Annotated in this window: 28 protein-coding genes and 3 pseudogenes; 16 read left to right on the forward strand and 15 right to left on the reverse strand. The window is 40.0% G+C overall.

Annotation, left to right across the window (positions count from 1 at the left end; translation table 11 throughout):
• Positions 1-151: 151 nt before the first annotated feature.
• On the reverse strand, positions 152-529 hold the full coding sequence (locus tag C6N34_RS16095) for a phage integrase N-terminal SAM-like domain-containing protein (protein ID WP_181884021.1): 378 nt from the start codon (positions 527-529) through the stop codon (positions 152-154).
• A gap of 1,072 nt (positions 530-1,601) precedes the next feature.
• Between C6N34_RS16095 and C6N34_RS16105 the strand changes: the two genes are divergently transcribed.
• The 5 genes from C6N34_RS16105 (at position 1,602) to C6N34_RS16125 (ending at position 4,145) form a co-directional block, all read left to right on the forward strand.
• Positions 1,602-1,886, forward strand: a complete 285-nt coding sequence (locus C6N34_RS16105; protein WP_231922615.1) for a transposase family protein — start codon at positions 1,602-1,604, stop codon at positions 1,884-1,886.
• A 115-nt stretch (positions 1,887-2,001) separates the two neighbouring features.
• Positions 2,002-2,256, forward strand: a complete 255-nt coding sequence (locus C6N34_RS16110) for a type II toxin-antitoxin system HicA family toxin (protein ID WP_057177966.1) — start codon at positions 2,002-2,004, stop codon at positions 2,254-2,256.
• Entirely contained in the window at positions 2,253-2,606 is a 354-nt protein-coding gene (locus C6N34_RS16115; protein WP_181884020.1) for a type II toxin-antitoxin system HicB family antitoxin, read from the forward strand. The genes C6N34_RS16110 and C6N34_RS16115 overlap by 4 nt, the downstream gene beginning before the upstream one ends.
• Before the next feature lie 358 nt (positions 2,607-2,964).
• Positions 2,965-3,426: a pentapeptide repeat-containing protein gene (locus C6N34_RS16120; RefSeq protein ID WP_115538415.1), complete on the forward strand. Its 462-nt coding sequence runs from the start codon at positions 2,965-2,967 to the stop codon at positions 3,424-3,426.
• A 299-nt stretch (positions 3,427-3,725) separates the two neighbouring features.
• Entirely contained in the window at positions 3,726-4,145 is a 420-nt protein-coding gene (locus tag C6N34_RS16125) for a DNA/RNA non-specific endonuclease (RefSeq protein ID WP_236107539.1), read from the forward strand.
• Positions 4,146-4,256: 111 nt separating this feature from the next.
• Here C6N34_RS16125 and C6N34_RS16130 read toward each other — a convergent pair whose 3' ends face one another.
• The gene (locus C6N34_RS16130; RefSeq protein WP_219995522.1) at positions 4,257-4,487 is read right to left on the reverse strand and encodes a pentapeptide repeat-containing protein; all 231 of its coding nucleotides are present in this window, start codon (positions 4,485-4,487) and stop codon (positions 4,257-4,259) included.
• 79 nt (positions 4,488-4,566) lie between these two features.
• On the opposite strand from C6N34_RS16130, the gene C6N34_RS16135 reads away from it, so the two are divergent.
• Positions 4,567-5,103, forward strand: a complete 537-nt coding sequence (locus tag C6N34_RS16135) for a transposase (protein ID WP_236107541.1) — start codon at positions 4,567-4,569, stop codon at positions 5,101-5,103.
• Positions 5,104-5,192: 89 nt separating this feature from the next.
• Here C6N34_RS16135 and C6N34_RS16140 read toward each other — a convergent pair whose 3' ends face one another.
• The 4 genes from C6N34_RS16140 to C6N34_RS16155 form a co-directional block, all read right to left on the reverse strand.
• Positions 5,193-6,257 carry a GUN4 domain-containing protein gene (locus C6N34_RS16140; RefSeq protein ID WP_236107229.1) on the reverse strand — a complete coding sequence of 355 codons (1,065 nt, stop codon included), beginning with the start codon at positions 6,255-6,257 and terminating at the stop codon, positions 5,193-5,195.
• Positions 6,258-6,812: 555 nt separating this feature from the next.
• Positions 6,813-7,238 carry a type II toxin-antitoxin system VapC family toxin gene (locus tag C6N34_RS16145; protein ID WP_057177679.1) on the reverse strand — a complete coding sequence of 142 codons (426 nt, stop codon included), beginning with the start codon at positions 7,236-7,238 and terminating at the stop codon, positions 6,813-6,815.
• Positions 7,225-7,464, reverse strand: a complete 240-nt coding sequence (locus C6N34_RS16150; protein WP_057177680.1) for a hypothetical protein — start codon at positions 7,462-7,464, stop codon at positions 7,225-7,227. The genes C6N34_RS16145 and C6N34_RS16150 overlap by 14 nt, the downstream gene beginning before the upstream one ends.
• 447 nt (positions 7,465-7,911) lie before the next feature.
• The gene (locus tag C6N34_RS16155) at positions 7,912-8,667 is read right to left on the reverse strand and encodes a S1 family peptidase (protein WP_236107231.1); all 756 of its coding nucleotides are present in this window, start codon (positions 8,665-8,667) and stop codon (positions 7,912-7,914) included.
• A gap of 97 nt (positions 8,668-8,764) precedes the next feature.
• On the opposite strand from C6N34_RS16155, the gene C6N34_RS16160 reads away from it, so the two are divergent.
• Positions 8,765-9,424 carry a hypothetical protein gene (locus C6N34_RS16160; protein ID WP_236107233.1) on the forward strand — a complete coding sequence of 220 codons (660 nt, stop codon included), beginning with the start codon at positions 8,765-8,767 and terminating at the stop codon, positions 9,422-9,424.
• Positions 9,425-9,499: 75 nt separating this feature from the next.
• Here the strand turns inward: C6N34_RS16160 and C6N34_RS16165 are convergent, their stop codons facing one another.
• The 4 genes from C6N34_RS16165 to C6N34_RS16180 all read right to left on the reverse strand — a co-directional run bounded on the left by C6N34_RS16165 (position 9,500) and on the right by C6N34_RS16180 (position 12,699).
• A complete protein-coding gene (locus C6N34_RS16165) occupies positions 9,500-10,174 on the reverse strand; it encodes a nucleotidyl transferase AbiEii/AbiGii toxin family protein (protein ID WP_006278946.1) in 675 nt (224 codons plus the stop codon).
• Positions 10,171-10,680, reverse strand: a complete 510-nt coding sequence (locus C6N34_RS16170; protein ID WP_006278945.1) for a hypothetical protein — start codon at positions 10,678-10,680, stop codon at positions 10,171-10,173. The genes C6N34_RS16165 and C6N34_RS16170 overlap by 4 nt, the downstream gene beginning before the upstream one ends.
• 220 nt (positions 10,681-10,900) lie before the next feature.
• Positions 10,901-11,983, reverse strand: a complete 1,083-nt coding sequence (psbA, locus tag C6N34_RS16175; protein WP_006277031.1) for a photosystem II q(b) protein — start codon at positions 11,981-11,983, stop codon at positions 10,901-10,903.
• Between the two features lie 28 nt (positions 11,984-12,011).
• Positions 12,012-12,699 (reverse strand): IS1 family transposase gene (locus C6N34_RS16180; protein ID WP_236107022.1). Its coding sequence is split into 2 segments (ribosomal slippage): positions 12,012-12,434 and positions 12,436-12,699, totalling 687 coding nucleotides; the frame shifts between segments, so codons are not numbered across the junction.
• A gap of 39 nt (positions 12,700-12,738) precedes the next feature.
• Here C6N34_RS16180 and C6N34_RS17280 point away from each other — a divergent pair.
• A pseudogene (locus tag C6N34_RS17280) lies at positions 12,739-12,835 on the forward strand (transposase); the annotation flags it as partial.
• A 334-nt stretch (positions 12,836-13,169) separates the two neighbouring features.
• Here C6N34_RS17280 and C6N34_RS16190 read toward each other — a convergent pair.
• Positions 13,170-13,358: a hypothetical protein gene (locus tag C6N34_RS16190; RefSeq protein WP_181407067.1), complete on the reverse strand. Its 189-nt coding sequence runs from the start codon at positions 13,356-13,358 to the stop codon at positions 13,170-13,172.
• A gap of 31 nt (positions 13,359-13,389) precedes the next feature.
• Between C6N34_RS16190 and C6N34_RS16195 the strand changes: the two genes are divergently transcribed.
• Positions 13,390-13,737 (forward strand): hypothetical protein, encoded by a 348-nt coding sequence (locus C6N34_RS16195; RefSeq protein ID WP_181407068.1) that lies wholly within the window; start codon positions 13,390-13,392, stop codon positions 13,735-13,737.
• A 47-nt stretch (positions 13,738-13,784) separates the two neighbouring features.
• Here C6N34_RS16195 and C6N34_RS16200 read toward each other — a convergent pair whose 3' ends face one another.
• Positions 13,785-14,900, reverse strand: coding sequence for a GUN4 domain-containing protein (locus C6N34_RS16200; protein ID WP_236107235.1), 1,116 nt, complete (start codon positions 14,898-14,900; stop codon positions 13,785-13,787).
• A gap of 97 nt (positions 14,901-14,997) precedes the next feature.
• On the opposite strand from C6N34_RS16200, the gene C6N34_RS16205 reads away from it, so the two are divergent.
• Complete coding sequence (locus C6N34_RS16205) at positions 14,998-15,657, forward strand: hypothetical protein (protein WP_236107237.1); 660 nt, start codon at positions 14,998-15,000, stop codon at positions 15,655-15,657.
• Between the two features lie 49 nt (positions 15,658-15,706).
• On the opposite strand, the gene psbA (C6N34_RS16210) is transcribed toward C6N34_RS16205, so the two are convergent.
• Positions 15,707-16,789, reverse strand: coding sequence for a photosystem II q(b) protein (psbA, locus tag C6N34_RS16210; RefSeq protein ID WP_006277031.1), 1,083 nt, complete (start codon positions 16,787-16,789; stop codon positions 15,707-15,709).
• 367 nt (positions 16,790-17,156) lie between these two features.
• Between psbA (C6N34_RS16210) and C6N34_RS16215 the strand changes: the two genes are divergently transcribed.
• A complete protein-coding gene (locus C6N34_RS16215) occupies positions 17,157-17,369 on the forward strand; it encodes a 4-Cys prefix domain-containing protein (RefSeq protein WP_065179953.1) in 213 nt (70 codons plus the stop codon).
• Here C6N34_RS16215 and C6N34_RS16220 read toward each other — a convergent pair.
• Both C6N34_RS16220 and C6N34_RS16225 read right to left on the reverse strand, forming a co-directional pair.
• Positions 17,362-17,877 (reverse strand): IS630 family transposase, encoded by a 516-nt coding sequence (locus tag C6N34_RS16220; protein ID WP_074404718.1) that lies wholly within the window; start codon positions 17,875-17,877, stop codon positions 17,362-17,364. The genes C6N34_RS16215 and C6N34_RS16220 overlap by 8 nt on opposite strands.
• Positions 17,878-17,951: 74 nt before the next feature.
• Positions 17,952-18,326, reverse strand: a complete 375-nt coding sequence (locus C6N34_RS16225) for a helix-turn-helix domain-containing protein (RefSeq protein WP_236107238.1) — start codon at positions 18,324-18,326, stop codon at positions 17,952-17,954.
• A 151-nt stretch (positions 18,327-18,477) separates the two neighbouring features.
• Between C6N34_RS16225 and C6N34_RS16230 the strand changes: the two genes are divergently transcribed.
• The 5 genes and pseudogenes from C6N34_RS16230 to C6N34_RS16250 all read left to right on the forward strand — a co-directional run bounded on the left by C6N34_RS16230 (position 18,478) and on the right by C6N34_RS16250 (position 25,115).
• Entirely contained in the window at positions 18,478-20,022 is a 1,545-nt protein-coding gene (locus tag C6N34_RS16230) for an ATP-binding protein (RefSeq protein ID WP_057178462.1), read from the forward strand.
• Positions 20,023-20,094: 72 nt separating this feature from the next.
• Positions 20,095-20,327 (forward strand): annotated as a pseudogene (locus C6N34_RS16235) (ATP-binding protein); the annotation flags it as partial.
• Between the two features lie 91 nt (positions 20,328-20,418).
• Positions 20,419-21,143: pseudogene (locus C6N34_RS16240) on the forward strand (IS4 family transposase).
• 135 nt (positions 21,144-21,278) lie between these two features.
• Entirely contained in the window at positions 21,279-21,698 is a 420-nt protein-coding gene (locus C6N34_RS16245; protein ID WP_057178461.1) for a lysozyme inhibitor LprI family protein, read from the forward strand.
• A gap of 186 nt (positions 21,699-21,884) precedes the next feature.
• Positions 21,885-25,115 carry a type ISP restriction/modification enzyme gene (locus C6N34_RS16250; RefSeq protein WP_115539035.1) on the forward strand — a complete coding sequence of 1,077 codons (3,231 nt, stop codon included), beginning with the start codon at positions 21,885-21,887 and terminating at the stop codon, positions 25,113-25,115.
• Positions 25,116-25,186 lie beyond the last annotated feature (71 nt).

Here is a 25,186-nt window from a genome sequence, read left to right on the forward strand (position 1 = left end):
AAAGTTACCTTTGCTCGATTTATTTTTATTCTATCAAAGCTTGTGGGAATGGAAGTGGGAATGGGCGATTGCGAAGCACTCCCTACGGGAGATCGCATTACACTCCCTACGGGAGATCGTGAAGCAATTTCTATGGGAGATACCCAGGGGATTAACCATAATTGTTGAAATTAACCCCTACCTGGGGACTGGCGCTGATACCAATTCTTTTAGAAGCAGTGCGAACTGGAAGTACACTTTCATCTCTAAGAAAAGTAAAGAAGGATTTTATTATATTGGTGTAAGTGTTAATAGTATTAATAGTTTTACCAGATTGATAGAGATATTCCTGGTAATCTCTAAAATGAGCAGCTGTAGAATTAGCTATATGAATATCACCTAAATAAGATATGTAACTACGAATAACTCTAGTATAATTTCTTTTAGAGCGATTAGATTTACCATATAACCATTGATTTATAGCATTAGTGATAGCATCTTCTTTAGTAGATGTAGTAGAAGGATTAGACAAAACAGTGATAGTAGACAATAAAAAAACCTCCCAAATGAATAACTGATAATTGATGTTATTTTACATTCAGTCCCTCTTATCCTCTATCCGTACTTTTTCTGTATTTTTTATTCTCTCTATCTATCTCCTCCTTCACTACTTTCCTATAAATACATTTACTTTATTAAAAACTTATAGATTTACTATTTTCCCATGAAAAGACATAACTAACTGCCTGTATGGCAATATAATTACATACAAAAAACTTCTTCATTTATTTACTTTTATAAAAAATAGTAGGCATTTAAATACAAATCTCATTACTTGTTACCAAATATAGATTCAACAATATTCCTCTCAGAAAATGCTGAACTGCCATCGCACGCCAATTAATAAAAACAGATTCAACTGTTTTTCCTTGAGAAGTGCGATCGCGCCTACCATTGAGAATAAACTAAAGTGCGATCGCCTGAGAATCCCATAAAAGGAGATAAGAATGTGGGACGTGTTAGGAGTCCTGCTACTATGTAACAAATGGACACAGATAACTTTTAGGAAAACAGGTTCCTCCAGAGTGATTATAGTAAGAGAATAGAAGACTTGATAAAAAAACAAGTTTTTGAATCAGCATTACCCGCGTGCTGCTTAAAATTATGCTCTATATAAATAGAGTTGTTGGAAAATAAGGTATAATAGTCAAGCAGACAAGTAGGGTGATATCAATGTTGGACTTAGACCGCATCCTGAATCAAGAGCGACTGCTACGAGCAATGACTAGACTCAACCGTCAAGCATTCAACGAGCTGTTATCTCAGTTTGCTGATACATATTAACGCACCGTGTTCAACTCCTTAGCAAACCGTAAACGTGCGCCCGGGGGCGGACGCAAGCCCACATTGAGAACTGGAGAAACTATTTTATATCTTACTGTACTGCAAATGTTATCCGACGTTTGACTTGCTGAGTGTGTTGTTCAACTTTGACCGCTCCTGTGCTCACGATTGGGTGCATCGACTGCTGTGGGTGCTAGAAACCACTTTAGGAGAAAAGCAAGTTTTGCCAGCACGCAAACTCAGGAGCATGGCAGAATTCACAAAAACGGTTTCCAGGTGTGAAAGAGGTGATTGTGGATGGTACGGAACGTCCAGTGCAACGTCCTCAAAACCGAGAACGCCAAAAGGAGTATTACTCTGGCAAGAAAAAGCGGCATACGTGCAAGCAGATTACAGTCAGCACAAGGGAGAAACGAGTGATTATTCTGACGAAAACCAGAGCAGGTAAAGTGCATGACAAAAGGTTACTCGAGGAATCAGAGATCGTGCAATACATTCCTGATGAAGTGGTAATAGAGGGAGATTTGGGTTTTCAGGGGTTGCAGAAAGAATTTGTCAATTGAGGAGTTGGGTATTTAAAATCGGTAATCGGTTTAATGTGATAATGTAACTAATTTTAATTTTAGTTGCAAAAAATCGTTGAGGACAGATAATGGAAGTAAGCAGTCGGGAGTTCTCATGACCCGCAGGGAGAAATTAATTAAGCGGTTTCTTAGCATTCCCAAGGATTTCACCTGGGAGGAGTTACTCAGCTTGCTTTCGGGGTTTGGGTTTGAGGAAGTCAGCACAGGTAAAACGGGAGGTTCTCGGCGGCGTTTTCTCAATGATGCGGGAGTGATTATTACGTTACACAAACCCCATCCTCAAAATATTCTCAAACGATATCAGATTGAACAGATTATCGAGATTCTCCAAGAGGAAGAATTGCTATGAATAACATGATGCAATACAAGGATTATTTCGGGTCTATTCACTATAGTGATGATGATAAAATCTTCTACGGACAGGTGGAATATATCCGCAGTTTAATTAGTTTTGAAGGGGAAGATGTGGCTAGTCTCAGGGCTAGTTTTGAGGAAGCAATTGATGATTATTTGGCTCTTTGTGAAGAAAAAGGTATTGAGCCTGAGAAGCCATTTAAGGGCAGTTTTAATGTGCGTGTAGGTAGCCAACTTCATCGTCAAGCGGCGTTATTTGCTCAACAACGGGGGGTAAATCTTAATAACTTGGTGACGGATGCACTGGAACGTTATTTGAAAGGGGAATCGTTAGAAAATGCTTGAGGAATTAGGGATATGAAAAAGAATGAAATATCAACACTTAATGATGTTTGTGAATTAATTGTTGATTGCTTACATAACACAGCACCAATTAGTAGTTTTATGCGACTTTAAAGATGCCCATAGTAAAGGAGGAATAATTAAAGTGCGTTGTTTGTTACCTTTACCAGTAATATGAACATAAGCAGTAGAACCATTATCTTTAACGTAGGTTGAATTGAACTATGAAACCCAACACCACTGTTCTCGTTACTCGACCCATCCTACAAATTTAATTATGCATCCCTACTTAGTTGCTCTTTTGTGGATAAGAAAAGTCATGTATAATTTACCTCGATAATTTGGTTACGGATTTAAGACAATGAAAAAATTTCTCACATTAGCGCTGATACTGATTTTGTTTCTTGTTTCCTCTTTTAGCCTTGGCACTAGTCCTAGTTATGCTTATAGCGAGTTTGATTTGGACAGACTTTTAAAAACTGATATGTGTCTAGGATGTGACCTCTCTAGTGCTAACCTCGAAGATGCTATCCTCATTAATGCTAACCTCCAAGGTGCTAACCTCTCTGGTGCTAACCTCAAAGATGCTTTCCTCATTGATGCTAACCTCTCTGATGCTAACCTCCAAGGTGCTAACCTCGAAGGTACTAACCTCAAATATGCTGACCTCGAAGATGCTTTCCTCATTGATGCTAACCTCTCTGATGCTAACCTCTCTGATGCTAACCTCTCTGATGCTAACCTCCAAGGTGCTAACCTCCAAGGTGCTAACCTCGAAGGTGCTAACCTCGAAGGTGCTAGCCTCAGTGGTGCCATCCGGTAATCACATTCTCTGAGTTACATATTTACGGGATGAAAATATCTGAAAACATTGAAAAATTTTTGGTAAATCATCCCGAAAAACCACCCCTAGGTCACCCCCTTCAACTCGTCAATGTTGAACCAACTAGGCCAAGTGCGTTCCTCATCCTCCAAAGGATTCCCCTTGCTATCGGTCAATCCCCACCTAATCATCACCCTGGGTAATGGCGTTTCATTATTAGCAGAAAACTTCTCCAATAATATAAGGGTTCTGGATATGATAGAGGACATTTAGTTCCATCTGCGGATAGAACAAAAAGCATTAAAGACAATTCCTCCACCTTCTTGATGACGAATATCATTCCACAAACACCAGATAATAATAGAAATACCTGGGGGAATCTAGAAGATTACAGTAGAGAATTAGTAGAGCAAGGGAAAACCCTGTATATTATTGCTGGTACTTGGGGAAGCAAGGGGAAAATCAACAATCTAGTTAATATCCCTAAATATACCTGGAAAATCATTGTTATCTTGGATCGTCCCTCTCAGATTTTAGATATTACTTCTCGCACCCCGGTGATTGCTGTTAATATTCCCAACGATCAAGAATTAGAGGATGACTGGAAAAAGTTTTTGACAACTGTTGACCAAATTGAGAAACTCACTGAATATGATTTTCTCTCTAATGTTCCTACTCCCATTCAAAATATTCTTGAAGGTAATATAGCTAAACTGTAAGTTACTAATAAGGCGATTGCGCAGCACTCCCTGCGGGAGATCGCACAGCACTCCCTACGGGAGATCGCGAAGCACTCCTTATGAGTAATCGTACTATTATATAGAATATAACTACAGTTGTGTATTTGTCAAGTTAGCGTCTAATGTGTGAGTATTTTCTATATTAGCACTTCTTGTGTAAGCACCTTTGAGGTCAGCACGTTCAAGGTTAGCATCTTCAAGGTTAGCACCTTCGAGGTCAGCACCTTCAAGGTTGGAGGGGCATTTTCTAAATGCATGCCCCTCAAAATCTTCAGAATTTTCCCTGAGGAAAACTAGCGCTCTTCTTTTTAATCTAAACACCGGAAGATAAACGTAGGTTGGGTTGAAGCATGAAACCCAACACCCCCATTATTTAATAGAACCATTACAGCCCTCAGATTTGCCTAAAATTATGCACTGGTTAAATTGGTATACAGCACTGTGCTTTAATCAGATGCTGAATAGAACAGGGCATTTTTGGGAAAAAAGGTATCACAGCACGGGGTTTGCCATGTCAGATAAGAAAAGGGCATTAAACACGCTGAGATATATACACGGCAATCCTAAAGCAGCAGGAATACAACAGGGAATGTTTTATGATTTTAGTAACTATGGAGTACATGAGAGATTAGGTAGTGATGGGGTAACAACATGGCATCCAGCCTTTTTAGCGTTAGGGAAAACTTTAGATGAGTGTGCAAACATTTATAAAGGATTTTGTCAAAAATATCGTCCTCAACCGAAAAAGGTAGAAAAAAACCGCTGGGGGAGTAAACTTTTAGCCGGGATGAAACCAAATCAAAAAAAGAAGGGAACATCACCAGGACAGCTAAAGCTTTTTTGGGATGAGTTAGACATAACTAGTGAGGAAATAGTAAAGGCAGCAACAATATTTGTCAAGGCAAATTGTTATACACCTAATCCTAAAAATAAATAGTACCAGGTATCCGAAACCCTGGAACTAGCAAGGTTTCGTTAATTTCTTGTTATTTACAAAAGTTAACAATACTATCAAACCTTTATGGGTTACACTCTACATGTCTTGACAGGAGGGAACCGCCTGCCTGTCGGGAGTTGACCCGTTGGTGCGGATAATGAAAAGTTTAAATCTTGGTAATAGAGCCATGAACCTTGTTTTCTCCATCCCACCCTGTCTCCGAAGGATCTCCATACATTCTCATCATATTGTTTTGTTCCTCCCAGGTTTTTGTATATTTCTTGTTGGACAGATATACCAAATTTACCCTGACTATATTTTAACCACAGATTGTCAATGGTGCGCAATTCCTTACAGGGAAAATTTTCTGCATCTTCTATTCTCAACCAACCTTGTCTGTTAGCTACTGCTAACATTACTCTGTCTGTTTCTAAATCTGCTTCTCTAAAGTCTTGAGCTTTCAACAAGGTTTCTAATCTTGTGTACCTGCTCGGTGTGGGGGGTGGTGCATTTAAAAAGGTCTGAAGTGGAATTCCATATTCTTCCGGTGTACCGCGTCCATCTCCTAGGCTTTGACTGTGGGTTAGCCCATGAATACCTACTAATTTACCATTCTCATCTAGGATGGGACCTCCACTCATTCCTTTTAATGCTCCTATTCTATATACCAAGCTATATCCCCCGTCTCTTGGTTTTTTTAAAATCCGGGAGATTCCATCAAATCTAAAGGTAAAGTCTTGTTTAGAAGGAAACCCACTAATATAAACTACCTGCCCTATGGTTACAGTATTAGAGTCACCCAATGCCACTACTTGATATTCTTGGTCACTGTTAAATTGAAGGGTGGCTAAATCAAGATTAGGTATTTCTGTTACGTTATTTGATTGGTATTTTCTCCCATCGTAGGTGATAATTTCAAATGCGCCTTTATACTGAAAAACATGGGAATTGGTTAATACTGTGTAAGTGTTACCATTTTTATTGATAATTACACCTGAACCTTGGTCGGGACCGCTAAGGCGAACAGTCACCCTTTCAGCGATCGCGCCGATTTCTTTGGTAGTTAGGGCAATAGTAATAAATGGATAGAATATCGTAATAAAGGTGACAAGAATTGCAATAGTGATTAGTTGGGTAAGTTTTTTGCGGTTCATCTCATGGGATGGGTGAGTTTTTTATCAGTATAGCTATTGTCTCCCAAACCAAGAAACTAGGGTGAATGTATAATAGGGGTATGCCAAAGGAGTGACTATGCCACGTAAACAGCAAGTACCAAAGAATAGCTTCCTCCGTACTAATTCTCTCCCCCATGGGTGGTAATCCGGGACAAGGAGTCTAATAGGATTTGAGGGTTGAGTGTGCCATCAGGATTTAACCAGTTGGGCTCCACCGAAGTTAAAGAGGCGATTGCGAAGCACTCCCTACGGGAGCTCGCGAAGCAATTTCTATGGGAGATCCCCAGGGGATTAACCATAATTGTTTAAATTAACCCCTACCTGGAGACTGTCCGTGGGGGAGACCGGGAATCAATTCCCGGTCTCAAAGCGAAAGTCGGTTGAAAACCGACTGGTTTTGTCGGTTGGGTTGAGGGATCCCAACACCCCTATGGGATATAAATGCGATTGGGAAGCATTCCCTAGGGGCGATCGCGCAGCACTCCCTTTGGGAGATCGCAATTGCAAGATAGCATTTATGGTGACTGCACTACATCATAAAAATTCCTGAAAGAGGTTATCAAATGGTTCTGTATTTTTCCAGCGATAGGTGTTAAAATCTCGATAATCAACTGACAAAATTCGCCCATGACCTAGTTGTTCTGCCAGAATAACGAGAGAAGCATCGGCCAAATCCATCGGCAAATCTTGATATTTTTCTATCAGTTCTTCAATACGCTGGCAATGATTTTGTTTCAGATCAAAGATTTGTAGTTTTCCTGTGGAAATTTTATTAATAAAGATTTTTGGAGCATCCACTCCTACTCTTTTTTGTAATAAATAGCAAGTCTCCGTAACGACGCACCAGGTTGTAATAAATTGCTGATTAGCTAAATCTTGAAATCTTTTTTTGGCGGCTATATGAACTGCATCTTGTTTATTAGCAAGAGCTAACCAAAAGCCTGTATCAACTATGATCATATTTTTGATTAAGTTCAGTATCTAAATAGTTTTTATAGTTTTTTGAGAGGTCTGTTTCAGCTTCTATACAACCGATAAAGTCTGACCAGTCTTGCAAGGAATTTTCTGAAGTTCGTTGTTGATTAAGAGGATAGCGTTTTTTCAGAACTTCTACAAGTTCGATTATGATTTGTTGTGCATAGGGAGGAAGAGACGCAATATCTTGTTTAATTGTATCTAAGTTCATAATCTGATTTTGCTGTTTCTTTGATTATACTTTAGGGAGAATCAGATAAGGTGAGTTAATGAAATGTAACGCAGTTTATCGATAATTCACTTAGTTCACCTTCAGGTCGCACTTTAAGCTCTTACTTCATCTGGATTGTAAACTGGCGATCGCATCACACTCCCTATGGGCGATTGCGCAGCACTCCCTTTGGGAGATCGCTCTCCTCTAGGGACGTTTCATGTTCGGTTCCCGTTTGATAAAAGATTGACGGTAAACGTTTTCCGTCAAAGGATGAATCAGTAGTGATGGGGTAACAACATGGCATCCAGCCTTTTTAGCGCTAGGAAAAACTTTAGATGAGTGTGCAAGCATTTATAAAGGATTTTGTCAAAAATATCGTCCTCAACCGAAAAAGGTAGAAAAAAACCGCTGGGGGAGTAAACTTTTAGCCGGGATGAAACCAAATCAAAAAAAGAAGGAAACATCACCGGGACAACTAAAGCTCTTTTGGGATGAGTTAGACATAACTAATAAGGTTTCTAATCTTGTGTACCTGCTCGGGGTGGGGGGTGGTGCATTTAAAAAGGTCTGAAGTGGAATTCCATATTCTTCCGGTGTACCGCGTCCATCTCCTAGGCTTTGACTGTGGGTTAGCCCATGAATACCTACTAATTTACCATTCTCATCTAGGATGGGACCTCCACTCATTCCTTTTAATGCTCCTATTCTATATACCAAGCTATATCCCCCGTCTCTTGGTTTTTTTAAAATCCGGGAGATTCCATCAAATCTAAAGGTAAAGTCTTGTTTAGAAGGAAATCCACTAATATAAACTACCTGCCCTATGGTTACAGTATTAGAGTCACCCAATGCCACTACTTGATATTCTTGGTCACTGTTAAATTGAAGGGTGGCTAAATCAAGATTAGGTATTTCTGTTACGTTATTTGATTGGTATTTTCTCCCATCGTAGGTGATAATTTCAAATGCGCCTTTATACTGAAAAACATGGGAATTGGTTAATACTGTGTAAGTGTTACCATTTTTATTGATAATTACACCTGAACCTTGGTCGGGACCGCTAAGGCGAACAGTCACCCTTTCAGCGATCGCGCCGATTTCTTTGGTAGTTAGGGCAATAGTAATAAATGGATAGAATATGGTAATAAAGGTGACAAGAATTGCAATAGTGATTAGTTGGGTAAGTTTTTTGCGGTTCATCTCATGGGATGGGTGAGTTTTTTATCAGTATAGCTATTGTCTCCCAAACCAAGAAACTAGGGTTAATGTATAATAGGGGTATGCCAAAGGAGTGACTATGCCACGTAAACAGCAAGTACCAAAGAAAGAAGAGCCAAAGCAGGAAACAAAACTGCAAATAATATCTGTGGTTAGGAAAACTGCTGCTCCCCCTCCAGTGGAATCTAATCCTGATGAGATTATTCCACCTGCTGAGGAAAATAAAAAGGCTACCCCCCAAAAAGCTGCAAGAAAAAAATCTCAAAAAGCATCACCTGTGGTTCTAGCTCCACCACCTCCTCGGGATGTTACACCCCCAGTTGAAATACCCCCAGTGGTTATGACTCCCCCAAAAGACAGGGAGGTAGCATTACCTATTGAAATGGTTCCATCAACTCAACCAGATGTTACACAACCGGTCGAAACTACTCTGCTAAAAGACCAGGAGGTAGGAGAACCAAATGTAGAATCATTGCCTGATGAAAAGACACAATACAAAAAGAAAGAGAAATTCTATATCTTTAAACGCCCCTACAAATTTACTCTAAAGGGCGATATAAATTTAATTGAGTGGGAATGCTCTTGTGGATATGAAGACGAAGTGTCTGTGCTTGTAGGAATGGAAAATTTACTTGTATTTTGTTCCCAGTGCGGGAAACCCAATAAGTTCAGAGGAACTCTATTAAGTCAAAAAGGCGCAACAGTTGGGGATGAAACTATCCCTGATGTCTCCCCATAAAAAAAGCCCCTCACCAGGTGAGGAGCTTTTCATTTACCAGTATTTGTTATTAACCGTTGATTGCGGGAGCATTAATTATTGTGCTAACCTTTGAATTAGATTCAAAATTAATTGGTCACGACCAGCATTTTTTGATGCAAATGAAAGTTGACTAGGAGCTATTTCTAAAAGGTTTTCAAATTCAGTTTTAATCCATGTTTTTATAAACTTCTTGACTTTTATATCTCCCTGTTCTATTTCTTGTTCTAAATTAGGACAGCCATCCAGGAGTAAAACAATATCCTCTAAATCATGACTAGTATAGAAATTGCGATTTCCTCGACTATTAAATGCCTCAATTTTTGAAGCTAAAAGATAAGTTACCGGGAAAATATTTATTTTTTGACTACTTGGAAAAGTATAAATAATTGATTTTTTTATTCCTGGCTTGTACCAAGAATTGCTAAAACCAAGGATAGAAGTATCGTCTGGCATTATATCTAATATTAATTCCTGATACCGCCAACGACATATAACTTTACCTTTATCCTGTTCAAGTCCAATTTGACGTAGCTCTTCTTCAAAAAGATAGTATTTATTACGAGGAGTAATATTGATAACGCAATCTACATCATTCGTAGGACGGGCATCAATAGCAGAAATTTCGTCAAGATATAGTGATATTGTTGCCCCACCTATAAAAACTATTTTTTTATTTAATGCGGCAAGTAATTTTGCCGCCTTTTCAAGCATTTGTACTTGTTCATTCATCTGATTGTCAGTTTCTTTTCTAGCTCTTGACTAGCGAGATTTTGTTCTCGCGCACGACCAACCCGAATTGCATCCACCAAACTCAACAACTCATAGAGTTCTGGGTCATTTTTTACTGCAGCAGGAACAGATTTATATAATGGGGTAATACTTTGTCCTCTCACAGTTCCCTGTGGATCACTCCATACGTAGATATCGGTAGAATTGACATTCAGTAAATTTTTTAATGGTTCTGCTGAATGCGCAGTAGCAATTCCCCTCGTTAAAGGACCAGGTTTTTCAGGAAATACGTATTTCAGTCCGTGAATGAGGAATTCAAGCAAAGAATGGTTTTTCACTTTTCTAGTAGACCAATCATACAACCCACTGGACTGACATCTTTTGAGACCAGCATAAACTTCCGAAGGACTAATGTGTAATGCAGTGCCAAGCTGGTTATAAGTCCATTCTGAGTTTTTTAAGTTGTGTACTTTCAGCAAGACAACGATATCTTGAGGTTTTAGCATGACGAGATTTTCGATGAATCTACATTTTATTCTATATTCGCAAATCGCAAATTTATTTGCCATAATTGCCAGTTATGAAAAAAGTCTCCCACTACGTGAGGAGCTAATTGGAATATTAACCAGTTGGGACCCACCGAAGTTAAAGAGGCGATCGCGAAGCACTCCCCATAAAAAAAGCCCCACACTAGGTGTGGAGCTTTTCATTTACCAGGACTGATTATTAACCGTTGATTGCGGGGGCGGTTAATGCTACAGGTGCTACTTCACCAGCAGCTAGGTCTAAGGGGAAGTTGTGGGCGTTACGCTCGTGCATTACTTCCATACCTAGGTTAGCGCGGTTGATTACGTCAGCCCATGTACCGATTACGCGTCCTTGAGAATCAATGATGGATTGGTTGAAGTTGAATCCATTCAGGTTGAATGCCATGGTGCTTACACCCAGTGCTGTAAACCAGATTCCTACTACTGGCCATGCTGCCAAGAAGAAGTGTAGTGAACGGCTGTTGTTGAATGAAGCATATTGGAATATCAAGCGTCCGAAGTAACCGTGTGCTGCTACGATGTTGTAGGTTTCTTCCTCTTGTCCGAACTTGTAACCATAGTTCTGAGACTCGGTTTCGGTTGTTTCTCTTACTAAGGAAGATGTTACTAAGGAACCGTGCATAGCGCTGAACAAGCTACCACCGAATACACCTGCTACTCCTAACATGTGGAAGGGGTGCATGAGGATGTTATGCTCTGCTTGGAACACAATCATGAAGTTGAAGGTTCCAGAGATACCTAAGGGCATACCATCAGAGAATGAACCTTGTCCGATGGGGTAGATTAAGAATACTGCGGTAGCTGCTGCCAAAGGAGCGGAGAATGCTACGCAAATCCAAGGGCGCATGCCTAAACGGAAGGATAGTTCCCATTCACGACCTAGGTAGCAGGCTACACCAATCAAGAAGTGGAAAATTACTAGTTGGTAAGGACCACCGTTGTATAACCATTCATCTAAGGATGCAGCTTCCCAAATTGGGTAGAAGTGCAAGCCAATAGCGTTGGAGGAAGGAACTACAGCACCGGAGATGATGTTGTTACCGTACATTAGGGAACCAGCTACGGGTTCGCGAATACCGTCGATGTCCACGGGGGGAGCAGCAATAAAAGCAATGATGAAGCAAGTAGTAGCTGCGAGAAGGGTGGGGATCATTAACACGCCAAACCAGCCAATATAAAGGCGGTTGTTGGTGCTGGTGATAAATTCACAGAAGCGATCCCATACGTTGGCGCTTTGGCGCTGTTGAATGGCAGTGGTCATGGTTGGCGTTGCATATTTGCGGGATGAATCAACTAAACGCGGGTATTACTTCATACTTTAAATAGTGAAGTAATAATTTAATTGAATACCTAAGCATATCTACAGATTTTGAATAGCATAGCGTTTTTCTATGTAGTCGCGCTAAGTAGTGACGTAAACGTGTATTTTCACCCTCTACCCTAGTCATATATGTTTTGCTCACAATATGATCCTCTGGCTGAATAAAACTCGGATAAACCCTCCACCCATCAGTAACATAAAAAAAGCATTGCCAGAGTTTAACGATGTCCCACAAAGGTTGAAATGCTTGTGAGCTGTGGTCTCCCACAACCCAAGCCAGGATATTTTTACGGAAGTGATTTACTGCTGTCCACAACCATATTTTGTTTTTTTTTGATCCCACAAAGGTCTCCAACTCATCAAGCTCACCTACCAAGGGTGTTTCCTGGTGGAGCATCTGGAAGTATGGAACCAATTTGTTTTAGCCAGTAAATAATAGTTGTATGATGAACGCCTTTATCGCGTTCAATTGCTCTAAATCCCATACCGTTAACATAAGAGCGCAGGCAACTTTGTTTAACTTCTTCTGAATAGCCTTTAGGTGGACTATAGACATCGATAAATTGACGACCACAATCAACACAAATGTGATTTTGTTTACCTCGACGTTTGCCATTCTTTCTGATTTTGGAAGACCCGCAGTTTGGACAATGCACAGTAGATTACCTCAATTCATACCTCTATTATGCAACGCCGAATCAGTCGGTGCAAAAGTTAAGTTTTTACCCCCCTATTCTCCAGACTTATCTCCGATAGAATTGTGTTGGTCAAAATTAAAGCAATTTCTCCGTAGTCGGGAGGCACGAACATTAGAAGCCCTAAATGAGGCCATGACAAGTGCAGTAAATTATATTACAGCAGAGGATGCGCTTAATTGGTTCAATCATTGTGGTTTATTTACATGAAAACCGCTGTAATATAGCTTGAGTTAAGGGGTGAGGAATGAAAAGGGCGATTGCGCAGCACTCCCTGCGGGATCTCGCACTGTATAACATCCTTTGATAATTTCTTAGGGCTAGGTCTTTTTTCTAGATGCGATCGCTTACCCATTTCCTCTCAAAGGAAAAATGGTGAACCTTTCCTTGAAGACAGTTAATGGCAATGACGGACGATTCCGAAGCACTTCCTACAGGCGGGGCGATCGCAATATATGATATACACCGACAGTAGTTCGGTGAAATTTCCCTTGAGAATCTCCTGGGGTTACTCTTTCTTCTGCAGGCGATCGCATTGCACTCCCTACAGGCGATCGCATCACACTCCCAATGTGGGATTGCGCAGCACTCCCTACAGGAGATCGCTCTCCCCTAGGCACGTTTCATGTTCGGTTCCCGTTTGATAAAACATTGACGGTAAACGTTTTCCGTCAAAGGATGAATCAGTTATTTCAAGGGGGTAGGGATCACCCCCTGTGGGAGATACTGTGTTTTAATCAGATGCTGAAAGGATTTTGTCAAAAATATCGTCCTCAACCGAAAAAGGTGGAAAAAAACCGGTGGGGGAGTAAACTTTTGGCGGGGATGAAACCAAATCAAAAAAAGAAGGGAACATCACCAGGACAGCTAAAGCTTTTTTGGGATGAGTTAGACATAACTAATAAGGAAATAGTAAAGGCAGCAACAATATTTGTCAAGGCAAATTGTTATACACCTAATCCTAAAAATAAATTATATGAACTAGCAAGGTTTCGTTAATTTCTTGTTATTTACAAAAGTTAACAATACTATCAAACCTTTATGGGTTACACTCTACATGTCTTGACAGGAGGGAAGTACCTCCTCCTCAGTTGCAGTGCCACCGACCGCAGCGCCCAAATCATCCGCAAGTTTGGGAGTTGACCCGTTGGTGCGGATAATGAAAAGTTTAAATCTTTGTAATCGAGCCATGAACCTTGTTTTCTCCATCCCACCCTGTCTCCCAAGGATCTCCATACATTCACATCAAATTGTTTTGTTCCTCCCAGGTTTTTGTATATTTCTTGTTGGACAGATATACCAAATTTACCCTGACTATATTTTAACCACAGATTGTCAATGGTGCGTAATTCTTGACAGGGAAAATTTTCTGCATCTTCTACTCTCAACCAAATCTCGCTTTGTCTGTTAGCTACTGCTAACATTACTCTGTCTGTTTCTAAATCTGCTTCTCTAAAGTCTTGAGCTTTCAACAAGGTTTCTAATCTTGTGTACCTGCTCGGGGTGGGGGGTGGTGCATTTAAAAAGGTCTGAAGTGGAATTCCATATTCTTCCGGTGTACCGCGTCCATCTCCTAGGCTTTGACTGTGGGTTAGCCCATGAATACCTACTAATTTACCATTCTCATCTAGGATGGGACCTCCACTCATTCCTTTTAATGCTCCTATTCTATATACCAAGCTATATCCCCCGTCTCTTGGTTTTTTTAAAATCCGGGAGATTCCATCAAATCTAAAGGTAAAGTCTTGTTTAGAAGGAAACCCACTAATATAAACTACCTGCCCTATGGTTACAGTATTAGAGTCACCCAATGCCACTACTTGATATTCTTGGTCACTGTTAAATTGAAGGGTGGCTAAATCAAGATTAGGTATTTCTGTTACGTTATTTGATTGGTATTTTCTCCCATCGTAGGTGATAATTTCAAATGCGCCTTTATACTGAAAAACATGGGAATTGGTTAATACTGTGTAAGTGTTACCATTTTTATTGATAATTACACCTGAACCTTGGTCGGGACCGCTAAGGCGAACAGTCACCCTTTCAGCGATCGCGCCGATTTCTTTGGTAGTTAGGGCAATAGTAATAAATGGATAGAATATGGTAATAAAGGTGACAAGAATTGCAATAGTGATTAGTTGGGTAAGTTTTTTGCGGTTCATCTCATGGGATGGGTGAGTTTTTTATCAGTATAGCTATTGTCTCCCAAACCAAGAAACTAGGGCTAATGTATAATAGGGGTATGCCAAAGGAGTGACTATGCCACGTAAACAGCAAGTACCAAAGAAAGAAGAGCCAAAGCAGGAAACAAAACTGCAAATAATATCTGTGGTTAAGAAAACTGCTGCTCCCCCTCCAGTGGAATCTAATCCTGATGAGATTATTCCACCTGCTGAGGAAAATAAAAAGGCTACCCCCCAAAAAGCTGCAAGAAAAAAATCTCAAAAAGCATCACCTGTGGTTCTAGCTCCACCACCTCCTCGGGATGTTACACCCCCAGTTGAAATACCCCCAGTGGTTATGACTCCCCCAAAAGACAGGGAGGTAGCATTACCTATTGAAATGGTTCCATCAACTCAACCAGATGTTACACAACCGGTCGAAACTACTCTGCTAAAAGACCAGGAGGTAGGAGAACCAAATGTAGAATCATTGCCTGATGAAAAGACACAATACAAAAAGAAAGAGAAATTCTATATCTTTAAACGCCCCTACAAATTTACTCTAAAGGGCGATATAAATTTGATTGAGTGGGAATGCTCTTGTGGATATGAAGACGAAGTGTCTGTGCTTGTAGGAATGGAAAATTTACTTGTATTTTGTTCCCAGTGCGGGAAACCCAATAAGTTCAGAGGAACTCTATTAAGTCAAAAAGGCGCAACAGTTGGGGATGAAACTATCCCTGATGTCTCCCCATAAAAAAAGCCCCTCACCAGGTGAGGAGCTTTTCATTTACCAGTATTGATTATTAACCGTTGATTGCGGGAGCGGTTAATGCTACAGGTGCTACTTCACCAGCAGCTAGGTCTAAGGGGAAGTTGTGGGCGTTACGCTCGTGCATTACTTCCATACCTAGGTTAGCGCGGTTGATTACGTCAGCCCATGTACCGATTACGCGTCCTTGAGAATCAATGATGGATTGGTTGAAGTTGAATCCATTCAGGTTGAATGCCATGGTGCTTACACCCAGTGCTGTAAACCAGATTCCTACTACTGGCCATGCTGCCAAGAAGAAGTGTAGTGAACGGCTGTTGTTGAATGAAGCATATTGGAATATCAAGCGTCCGAAGTAACCGTGTGCTGCTACGATGTTGTAGGTTTCTTCCTCTTGTCCGAACTTGTAACCATAGTTCTGAGACTCGGTTTCGGTTGTTTCTCTTACTAAGGAAGATGTTACTAAGGAACCGTGCATAGCGCTGAACAAGCTACCACCGAATACACCTGCTACTCCTAACATGTGGAAGGGGTGCATGAGAATGTTATGCTCTGCTTGGAACACAATCATGAAGTTGAAGGTTCCAGAGATACCTAAGGGCATACCATCAGAGAATGAACCTTGTCCGATGGGGTAGATTAAGAATACTGCGGTAGCAGCTGCCAAAGGAGCGGAGAATGCTACGCAAATCCAAGGGCGCATGCCTAACCGGAAGGATAGTTCCCATTCACGACCTAGGTAGCAGGCTACACCAATCAAGAAGTGGAAAATTACTAGTTGGTAAGGACCACCGTTGTATAACCATTCATCTAAGGATGCAGCTTCCCAAATGGGGTAGAAGTGCAAGCCAATGGCATTGGAGGAGGGAACCACAGCACCGGAGATGATGTTGTTACCGTACATTAGGGAACCAGCTACGGGTTCGCGAATACCGTCGATGTCCACGGGGGGAGCAGCAATAAAAGCAATGATGAAGCAAGTGGTAGCTGCGAGAAGGGTGGGGATCATTAACACCCCGAACCAGCCAATATAGAGGCGGTTGTTGGTGCTGGTGATAAATTCACAGAAGCGATCCCATACGTTGGCGCTTTGGCGCTGTTGAATGGCAGTGGTCATGGTTTTATAATTGCGGTTTTACGAGAGATTTATGTATGTTCTGGTAGGTGTTTCTACCTTATGAACTTATATTAAGACAAATATTTAGTTTTGTAAAGAGGTTTTTACAAAATTTTTAATAATTTTGCCAATTAGGGATTTTCCTATATGTGGTAGGGGTTTCCGATTATTAAGTTACTAGTTTTGACGCTCAGTTTCACTTGTAATGATTATTTTATGTTAACTCCTATATAATTTAATTTGATTAAGTTAGTTTTTATTTATATCCTGTTATAGGAATTGTGATAGGAAGTGCAATCTGGAGAGTGCTACTGCTTCGCAATCTTATGGACTTTTGATATACTGAGGTAAAATACTTACAAGTAAGATGAATAAAATCCTCTGCGTAAAACCAGACTGTTTGCACCAGAATCCAAACGACTGTAAATTCTGCCAAAAATGTGGCAACAAATTAATTTTGCGAGAGCGGTTCATCCCCCGGGAAATTTTGGGGGAGGGAGGATTTGGACGTACCTTTTTAGCAACAGATACGGGTAAACCATCTCAACCTACCTGTGTGATTACAGCGGTTTTCATGTAAATAAACCACAATGATTGAACCAATTAAGCGCATCCTCTGCTGTAATATAATTTACTGCACTTGTCATGGCCTCATTTAGGGCTTCTAATGTTCGTGCCTCCCGACTACGGAGAAATTGCTTTAATTTTGACCAACACAATTCTATCGGAGATAAGTCTGGAGAATAGGGGGGTAAAAACTTAACTTTTGCACCGACTGATTCAATTGACAATCTCACGCGCTCGGCATAATGAACCTTTAAATTATCCATAACAACAATAGCCCCTTTCCATAATTGAGGTACTAAAACCTGATTTACATAAGTGAGAAATACTTCTGTATTTGTGCTTCCCTCTACAGTCATTGCTGCCAGAATTCCATCCATATTTAAAGCCCCAATCAGAGAAATATTTTTGCCCTTGTTTCCTGGTACGCTACCAATTGCTCTTTGTCCATCTTGGCTTCTGGCAAACAACCTTGACATCCCTAAATTTATCCCCGATTCATCTAAAAACACTAAATTTCTAATATCAACTGTATCTACCCAACGACGATAATCATGCCTTAATTCTTGAACACGTGGAGTCTCCTGTTCACTGGCATTTAGACTTTTTTTTTATGACGTAGACCCAACTTTTCTAAGGCTCGATGCATGGTTGTGATACTAAAACTAGTGCCCGTCGTTTCTCTCAGGCGATCGCATAATTCTGAAAGCAGTAAATCATTTTTCTCATCCAGCCAAGACTTGATCATGTTTAAATATTCGCCTGCAATTATAGGCTTTTCATATCCTCCACATTGCTTTGGCTCAACTTGCCCAGTTTCACGATAACGACGTACTAAATTTCTCACAAATGATAAGCTGACCTTGAATCTTTCTGCCAACTGGCGTTGAGATCCCTCTCGAGCAACCCATGCTACAATCACGCGATTACGCAAATCTATTGAATAAGGTTTTGGTATATAATTTGACAGCATTTCTACCCTATTTTAGTTTATTACCCTTATTATAGCTTATCTTATTTTGGAGTTTAACTACATGAAAATTGCTGTAAAATAGATTTTTATGGAATAAAATCATTAAAGGGGTTTACCACAAACCCGCGCCCTTGATAGCTCAGACTTCACCATGCCCAAACACTTTAACACTGCTGGTCCTTGCCAATCTGATATCCACTACATGCTCTCCCCAACAGTTCGCCTACCGGACTTGAAAGCACTAATCGATGGACGCAATTACTTTATCATTCATGCACCGCGACAAGTAGGCAAAACCACTGCTATGATAGCCCTAGCCCAAGAATTGACTGATAGTGGGGAATATATCGCCGTGATGCTTTCTTTAGAAGTAGGGGCACCCTTCTCCAGGGATCCGGGTATGGCTGAACGTGCAATTTTGGATGAATGGCAAGAATCCGCTTGTGTTTACCTATCAACTAATCTCCACCCACCCCGTTGGCCAGCATCTCAACCAGGACGGCAAATTGGAGCCGCGTTAGCCAGTTGGGCTAAAGTTGCTACTCGTCCCCTAGTGGTTTTCCTGGATGAAATTGATGCTTTAGCAGATGAAACACTGATTTCTGTTCTTAGACAACTACGCTCAGGTTACAATCGCCGTCCCCATAGCTTTCCCCATTCGGTAGGGTTGATTGGTATGCGGGATGTGCGGGACTATAAGGTTAAATCTGGTGGAAGTGAACGACTTAATACGTCAAGTCCTTTCAATATCAAGGCTGAGTCTTTAACTCTCAATAATTTTACCTTACCAGAAGTAGAAGAACTTTACTTACAACATACACAAGCGACGGGACAGGTTTTTACCCCCGAAGCCATCTACCGTGCATTTTATTTAACCGATGGACAACCGTGGTTAGTCAACGCCCTAGCTCGTCAAGCTACCCAGGTTTTGGTGAAAGATATCACCCAACCCATTACTACTCAAGTGATTAACCAGGCTAAGGAAATTCTTATTCAGCGCCAGGATACTCATTTAGACAGCTTAGCAGAAAGATTACGGGAAGATAGAGTCAAAACCATTATTGAACCAATTTTAGCGGGTGAAGATTTACCTGATGTACCCCAGGATGATATTCGTTACGTCCTGGATTTAGGACTGTGTCGAGACCGAGGACAGGGTTTGGAAATTGCCAATCCAATTTATCGGGAAGTTCTACCCTTGGTGTTAAGTTACACAACCAGGGCTTCCATTGGAGTTATTGAACCTCGTTGGTTAAATGAACAAGGGGAGCTATTACCCGATGAATTATTGGAAGCATTTCTGGAATTTTGGCGACAACATGGGGAACCACTGCTTAAAAGTGCGCCCTACCATGAGATTGCTCCCCATTTGGTATTAATGTCATTTTTACATCGAGTAGTAAACGGTGGTGGTACGCTAGAACGGGAATATGCCATTGGTTCTGGAAGAATGGATATTTGTTTACGCTATGGCAAGGTAGTGATGGGCATAGAATTAAAGGTGCGGAGGGAAAAGTTGGATCCCTTAACCAAGGGTTTAACACAATTGGATAAATACCTGGATGGGTTAGGATTGGATAGAGGGTGGTTAGTGATTTTTGATCGCCGTGCGGGATTACCACCCATGGGAGAGAGAATTAGTACGGAAGAGGTCATTAGTCCAGGGGGACGAACCATTACCGTCATTCGTAGTTAGGGAGATTACCTATAGTATCACACTCTTATTCCCCCTTATAAACATAATATAGTCTAATGTTCATACCTCACCATGCCCAAACACTTTAACACTGCTGGACCATGTAAAGCTAACATCCACTATATGCTCTCCCCCACCGCTCGCTTACCGGAGTTGAAAGCGCTAATTGATGGAGAAAACTACTTTATCATTCATGCGATGAAATTGACGCTTTAGCAGATGAAACACTGATTTCTGTTCTTAGACAACTACGCTCAGGTTACAATCGCCGTCCCCATAGCTTTCCCCATTCGGTAGGGTTGATTGCAGAAGTGTTGAATGTTAAGAAAGTTGTGATAAAAATTGCCCAAAATATATTAAAATTTGGGCAACCCATATCAAAATATTAATTTGATAATGATCAAAAATTCATTCCCCAAGATTGTCAAGGACATCCTCAGACCGTTACCAAAAAATGATTATCCAGTTTTGAACAGCCGTCTTTATGTTGAGTGTTGGTTGGCTTATGCCTTGGATAATAGTTTAACAAGTATGCGGGACTTATTTACAAGATTAAACCATACAGGTATTGATGTAAGAATTTCGACATTTTCCAAAGCTAACAAACACAGGAATCAAGAGATATTCCAAAATATTTATCATCAATTGAATAAATTGGTACAAAAAAAGCTTATAAAAAGCTACATGATAAATACGCAATTTGTCCAATCGATTCAACAATAATTACTTTAACAAGTAAGTTGTTATGGGTTTTAGGTTATCATCAAGTAAAATTGTTTAGCTCCCTGAATCTTTCTACGGGAAGTCCAGAAGATAATTTGATAAATTTTGGACCATGATTACAAATTTGGCTCATCAATGATGTCTAATTTACCTCAAGATGCAGTTGGGGTAATGGATAGAGGTTTTGCAGGACTAAATTTTATACGGGAGTTAGTACAAAAAGACAAATACTTTGTGGTACGAATTATGCCAGTCTCATCGCTTATCTAATTTTACAACTTGTATCCGTTCCCAATGAATGGGGTGAAAAAATGTTAGATAAGTTCCGCTATCTTCAAGCTTGTATGTGTCAACAAATCAGTTATGTTCATTGGATGGAAGATATTATGAGATGTTGACATTTTCACCTTTGATAGGAGTACTATATCTAACTATGTAAAGTTTTGTAACGACATTCAACATTTCTGACATTTACCCTCTAAAATTAGATGATTGATGACACCAGTGTAAGATTTGGATGATAAGGAAATAATATGAAAAAACCATTTATATATATAATTATGATTGTTACCGGTATGCTGGGGAGTTCTGCTCTACTAGTCGAACCACAGTTAACAGCTATTGCCCAATCACCCAATTGTGGTAACCGGATTACTCAGTATGATATGAATTTATGTGCGTCCCTTGATGCTAAGGTTGCAGATGGAAAGTTAAATCAGATTTATAAACAAGTTCGAGTCAGGTATAATGCAAATCCGGAAGCAAAACTTCTTATAGATGCACAAAAAGCCTGGATTAAATATCGAGATGCTAGTTGCGCATTTTCTAGGGGTAGATTTCAGGGAGGATCTATTGTACCAATGGTATATCACGGTTGTTTAGAACGATTGACTAAAGAACGAACGAAGGAACTTGAAAGTTACTTACAAGAAGGAAGTTTTTCTAAGCGCTAGCGGAGATACTAAGGAACCCGAATCTGAACCATGCAATCGCATTGATCTTCGAGTTTTGGGTTTTCTTAACCTCACCGAGGAAAAGTGATCGCCTGTTTTTGTGGGTAATCATGGGATTTTAAAGTAAAGTTGACTTTCACACAAGTTTCGTGTACTATTAGATATTTATATGCCTCAATATAACCCATGACTTTCACAAGGGCACAGTTTCAAGTTGTAATCAAAGATAAAAATGACAGCAGTCGCGTTGCAGCTTTACAACAACTGTTAGGATACCCTGTGGGAGAAAAGGATCCGGGAGGTTCACGATTCTGGTATTTGCGCCCAGGGGTGGATGGGGAACAAGCTACTGACACATGTCCTATTGCAGTGGGTTTTTATGAAGAACTGGTGTCTTTAAGTGAATTAGAGGCTAAAAGATTTTTCACTGAGGAAGCACAACAAAGAGATATTTACGGACATTATATCAGTCGAGTAGCTGAAGAACAACCGGTCATGTATGTACTTTTACCCCATGGGTCATCTGGTAGGGTTTCTTTAATCCTTCCTGGGGAAGGTAAATTGCGTCAGCAACAAATTCAAACTTTTAGTTGTGATGATGAGCAGTTACTGTCACGACTAAAAAGAATTACACAAGATGAAATATTTATTGCTACTAAAGCACTGATGTCTGTTCCTTTGGTGGAATGGGTGTTTTATGAACCAATCAAGACTGCTAAGGAATTGGCTCTAAAATTAGCACAAGCAGCACGTCAGATTGAGCAGGTAATACCTATCGCTTACAAGCAAGAACGGGAAGATGGATATTTACATACATTACTTAAAAGTTTTCAGCGGGAATTATTACCTTCTCTTAAACTTAGTGCAGATAATGAAAAAGATTACAGTTTTGCTGATATTTATGCCCAAACTATTGCTTATGCTTTGTTTACAGCTCGGGTATTCGGTTATGTGAGAGATAAAAGAGCAGGAAGGACACAAGAAACCTTATTTGATAGAGAATCAGCTTGGCAACAATTACCCGAAACTAATCCGTTTCTACGTAAGCTGTTTCAGGATGTTTCTGAACGCAGTGCTGAGAAATTGGGTGATGATTTGATAGGGGCGATCGCGGATATTTTTGTCATCCTTCGTACTACTAAGATGGATGCGATTTTATCGGATTTTGAGATGAAAATGAACCGGGAGGATATTGTAATTCGGTTCTATGAAGATTTCTTAGCAGCATATAAACCCCAAATGCGGGAACGACGGGGGGTTTATTACACACCTGAACCTGTGGTTTCTTACATGGTGCGTTCTGTGGATATTTTGGTGCGGGAAAAGTTTAATAAACCCTTGGGTTTGGCAGATCCAACAGTGACGATTCTTGACCCTGCTTGTGGTACTGGTACATTTTTATTGTATATTTTTCAACTTATCTATCAACGCTTTCAAGAGTCCCCAGCAACACTTACAGAAGGCTTAGCTGATAGGTCTTGGTCTGGGTATGTTGAGGAGCGGTTGCTACCTAGAATATTTGGTTTTGAGCTGTTAATGTCCCCCTATGCGATCGCCCATCTGAAAATAGGTTTGTTTTTGCAAGAAACCGGGTATAGGTTTGATGGTGCTAAGCGATTGGGAGTTTATTTAATTAATACTTTGGAGGATATTACGTTAAGGGAAGAAACCCAGCAGTTAAGTTTAAATATTCCCCAAATGGAGGAATTAATAGCTGAGGAAGCGAAAGCAGGGGCTAGGGTTAAGAAGGAGGAACCGATTATGGTGGTAATTGGTAATCCTCCCTATTCGGGACATTCAGAAAATAATAACCCTTGGATTAAGGAGTTAGTTAATGATTATTATTTTGTAGATGGCAAACCATTGGGTGAGAAAAATCCTAAATGGTTACAAGATGATTATGTTAAATTTATCCGTTTTGCTCAGTGGCGAATTGATAAATCAGGTCAGGGAGTTTTAGCTTTTATTAGTAATCATGGATTTTTAGATAATCCCACCTTTCGGGGAATGCGTCAGCATTTGATTGATAGTTTTAATGGCATTTATATTTATGATTTACATGGCAATAGTAAGAAGAAGGAAACTGATATGGATGGAGGGAAAGATGAAAATGTCTTTGATATTCAGCAAGGTGTAAGTATTACTTTAGCTCTTAAAGTAGAGAATGAATGTATTAATAATCATGCTCATTTATATGGATTGAGAGATTACAAATATAATACTTTGACTGAAAATACAGTTAATACTACTAGGTTTTCTGAGGTTAAACCAAAGTCTGAGTTCTATTTATTAATTCCTCAAGATACGGATTTATTTACAGAATATGAGCATTATTTTAAAATAACTGATGTTATGCCTGTGAATTCTGTAGGTATTGTGACAGCTAGGGATAAATTAACTATTCAAGACAGTCCTGAAGAGGTTTGGAATATTGTTACTGATTTTGTAAATTTAGGTATTGAAGAAGCAAGAGAGAAGTATAGTTTAGGTGAAGATACTAGGGATTGGAAAGTTAATCTAGCCCAAGAAGATATTAGAAACAGTAATCTTGATAAAGATAATATATCACCGATTTTATACAGACCATTTGACCAGAAGTTCACTTATTACACTGGGAAGAGTAGAGGTTTTATTTGTATGCCTCGTCCCGAAGTTATGTCTCACTTAATTAAGTTTATTAATCTTTGTTTAGTTGTTAGTAGGCAACAATCACAACAAGGTAACTGGCAACTAGTGGGAGTAACCAATGTTCTAACGGAATCTTGTTCAATTTCTAATAAAACTAAAGAAATTGGGTATGTTTGTCCCCTTTACCTCTACCCAGATAAAAACAACCCCAAAGAACTCCAACAAGAAAAACGCGCCAACTTTTCAGAAGACTTTCTAAAAAAAATAGAAATAAACCTGGGTTATCTCCCCACACCAGAAACCATATTCTACTACATATACGCCATCTTCCACTCCCCCACCTACCGCACCCGCTACGCTGAATTTTTAAAAATAGATTTTCCCCGAGTTCCCATCACCAGTGACAAAAACCTCTTCTCTCAACTGGCAAAATATGGGGAAGAACTAGTAGCACTACACCTGATGAAATCCCCCAAATTAAATAACCTCATCACCCAATTCACCGAAAATGGAGGTTATGGAATAGTGGATCCCGGTCACCCTAAATATACCCAAAGCACAGTAGTCATCAACAAAAAAGGTGACAAATTTGTGGGAGTACCAGAACCAGTCTGGAACTTTTATGTTGGAGGTTATCAAGTTTGCCAAAAATGGCTTAAAGACCGTAAGGGACGCACCCTAAATGATAATGATATTCAACATTATCAGCGCATAATTGTAGCACTACAGGAAACTATTAAACTCATGCAATCAATTGACGAAACCATACTAAACTGGCCCATTCAGTAAATATTGCATTAGTTATTTTTCATCTGCTACAATCAAAGTAATATAATAGACATCTCCGAAGCGATCGCTCT

The organism is Cylindrospermopsis raciborskii Cr2010, assembly GCF_003367075.2.
Lineage (GTDB): Bacteria > Cyanobacteriota > Cyanobacteriia > Cyanobacteriales > Nostocaceae > Raphidiopsis > Raphidiopsis raciborskii.

Excerpts from the sequence above, each read along its gene's own strand:
- psbA (WP_006277031.1), bottom strand. The coding sequence starts at position 11,983 with ATGACCACTGCCATTCAACAGCGCCAAAGCGCCAACGTATGGGATCGC.
- C6N34_RS16150 (WP_057177680.1), bottom strand. The coding sequence starts at position 7,464 with ATGAACTTAGATACAATTAAACAAGATATTGCGTCTCTTCCTCCCTAT.
- C6N34_RS16200 (WP_236107235.1), bottom strand. The coding sequence starts at position 14,900 with ATGAACCGCAAAAAACTTACCCAACTAATCACTATTGCAATTCTTGTC.
- C6N34_RS16250 (WP_115539035.1), top strand. The coding sequence starts at position 21,885 with ATGACTTTCACAAGGGCACAGTTTCAAGTTGTAATCAAAGATAAAAAT.
- C6N34_RS16145 (WP_057177679.1), bottom strand. The coding sequence starts at position 7,238 with ATGATCATAGTTGATACAGGCTTTTGGTTAGCTCTTGCTAATAAACAA.
- C6N34_RS16230 (WP_057178462.1), top strand. The coding sequence starts at position 18,478 with ATGCCCAAACACTTTAACACTGCTGGTCCTTGCCAATCTGATATCCAC.
- C6N34_RS16170 (WP_006278945.1), bottom strand. The coding sequence starts at position 10,680 with ATGCTAAAACCTCAAGATATCGTTGTCTTGCTGAAAGTACACAACTTA.
- C6N34_RS16120 (WP_115538415.1), top strand. The coding sequence starts at position 2,965 with ATGAAAAAATTTCTCACATTAGCGCTGATACTGATTTTGTTTCTTGTT.
- C6N34_RS16245 (WP_057178461.1), top strand. The coding sequence starts at position 21,279 with ATGAAAAAACCATTTATATATATAATTATGATTGTTACCGGTATGCTG.
- C6N34_RS16225 (WP_236107238.1), bottom strand. The coding sequence starts at position 18,326 with ATGCTGTCAAATTATATACCAAAACCTTATTCAATAGATTTGCGTAAT.
- C6N34_RS16165 (WP_006278946.1), bottom strand. The coding sequence starts at position 10,174 with ATGAATGAACAAGTACAAATGCTTGAAAAGGCGGCAAAATTACTTGCC.
- C6N34_RS16205 (WP_236107237.1), top strand. The coding sequence starts at position 14,998 with ATGCCACGTAAACAGCAAGTACCAAAGAAAGAAGAGCCAAAGCAGGAA.
- C6N34_RS16140 (WP_236107229.1), bottom strand. The coding sequence starts at position 6,257 with ATGAACCGCAAAAAACTTACCCAACTAATCACTATTGCAATTCTTGTC.
- C6N34_RS16160 (WP_236107233.1), top strand. The coding sequence starts at position 8,765 with ATGCCACGTAAACAGCAAGTACCAAAGAAAGAAGAGCCAAAGCAGGAA.
- C6N34_RS16215 (WP_065179953.1), top strand. The coding sequence starts at position 17,157 with ATGAATAAAATCCTCTGCGTAAAACCAGACTGTTTGCACCAGAATCCA.
- psbA (WP_006277031.1), bottom strand. The coding sequence starts at position 16,789 with ATGACCACTGCCATTCAACAGCGCCAAAGCGCCAACGTATGGGATCGC.
- C6N34_RS16115 (WP_181884020.1), top strand. The coding sequence starts at position 2,253 with ATGAATAACATGATGCAATACAAGGATTATTTCGGGTCTATTCACTAT.
- C6N34_RS16155 (WP_236107231.1), bottom strand. The coding sequence starts at position 8,667 with ATGAACCGCAAAAAACTTACCCAACTAATCACTATTGCAATTCTTGTC.
- C6N34_RS16110 (WP_057177966.1), top strand. The coding sequence starts at position 2,002 with ATGACCCGCAGGGAGAAATTAATTAAGCGGTTTCTTAGCATTCCCAAG.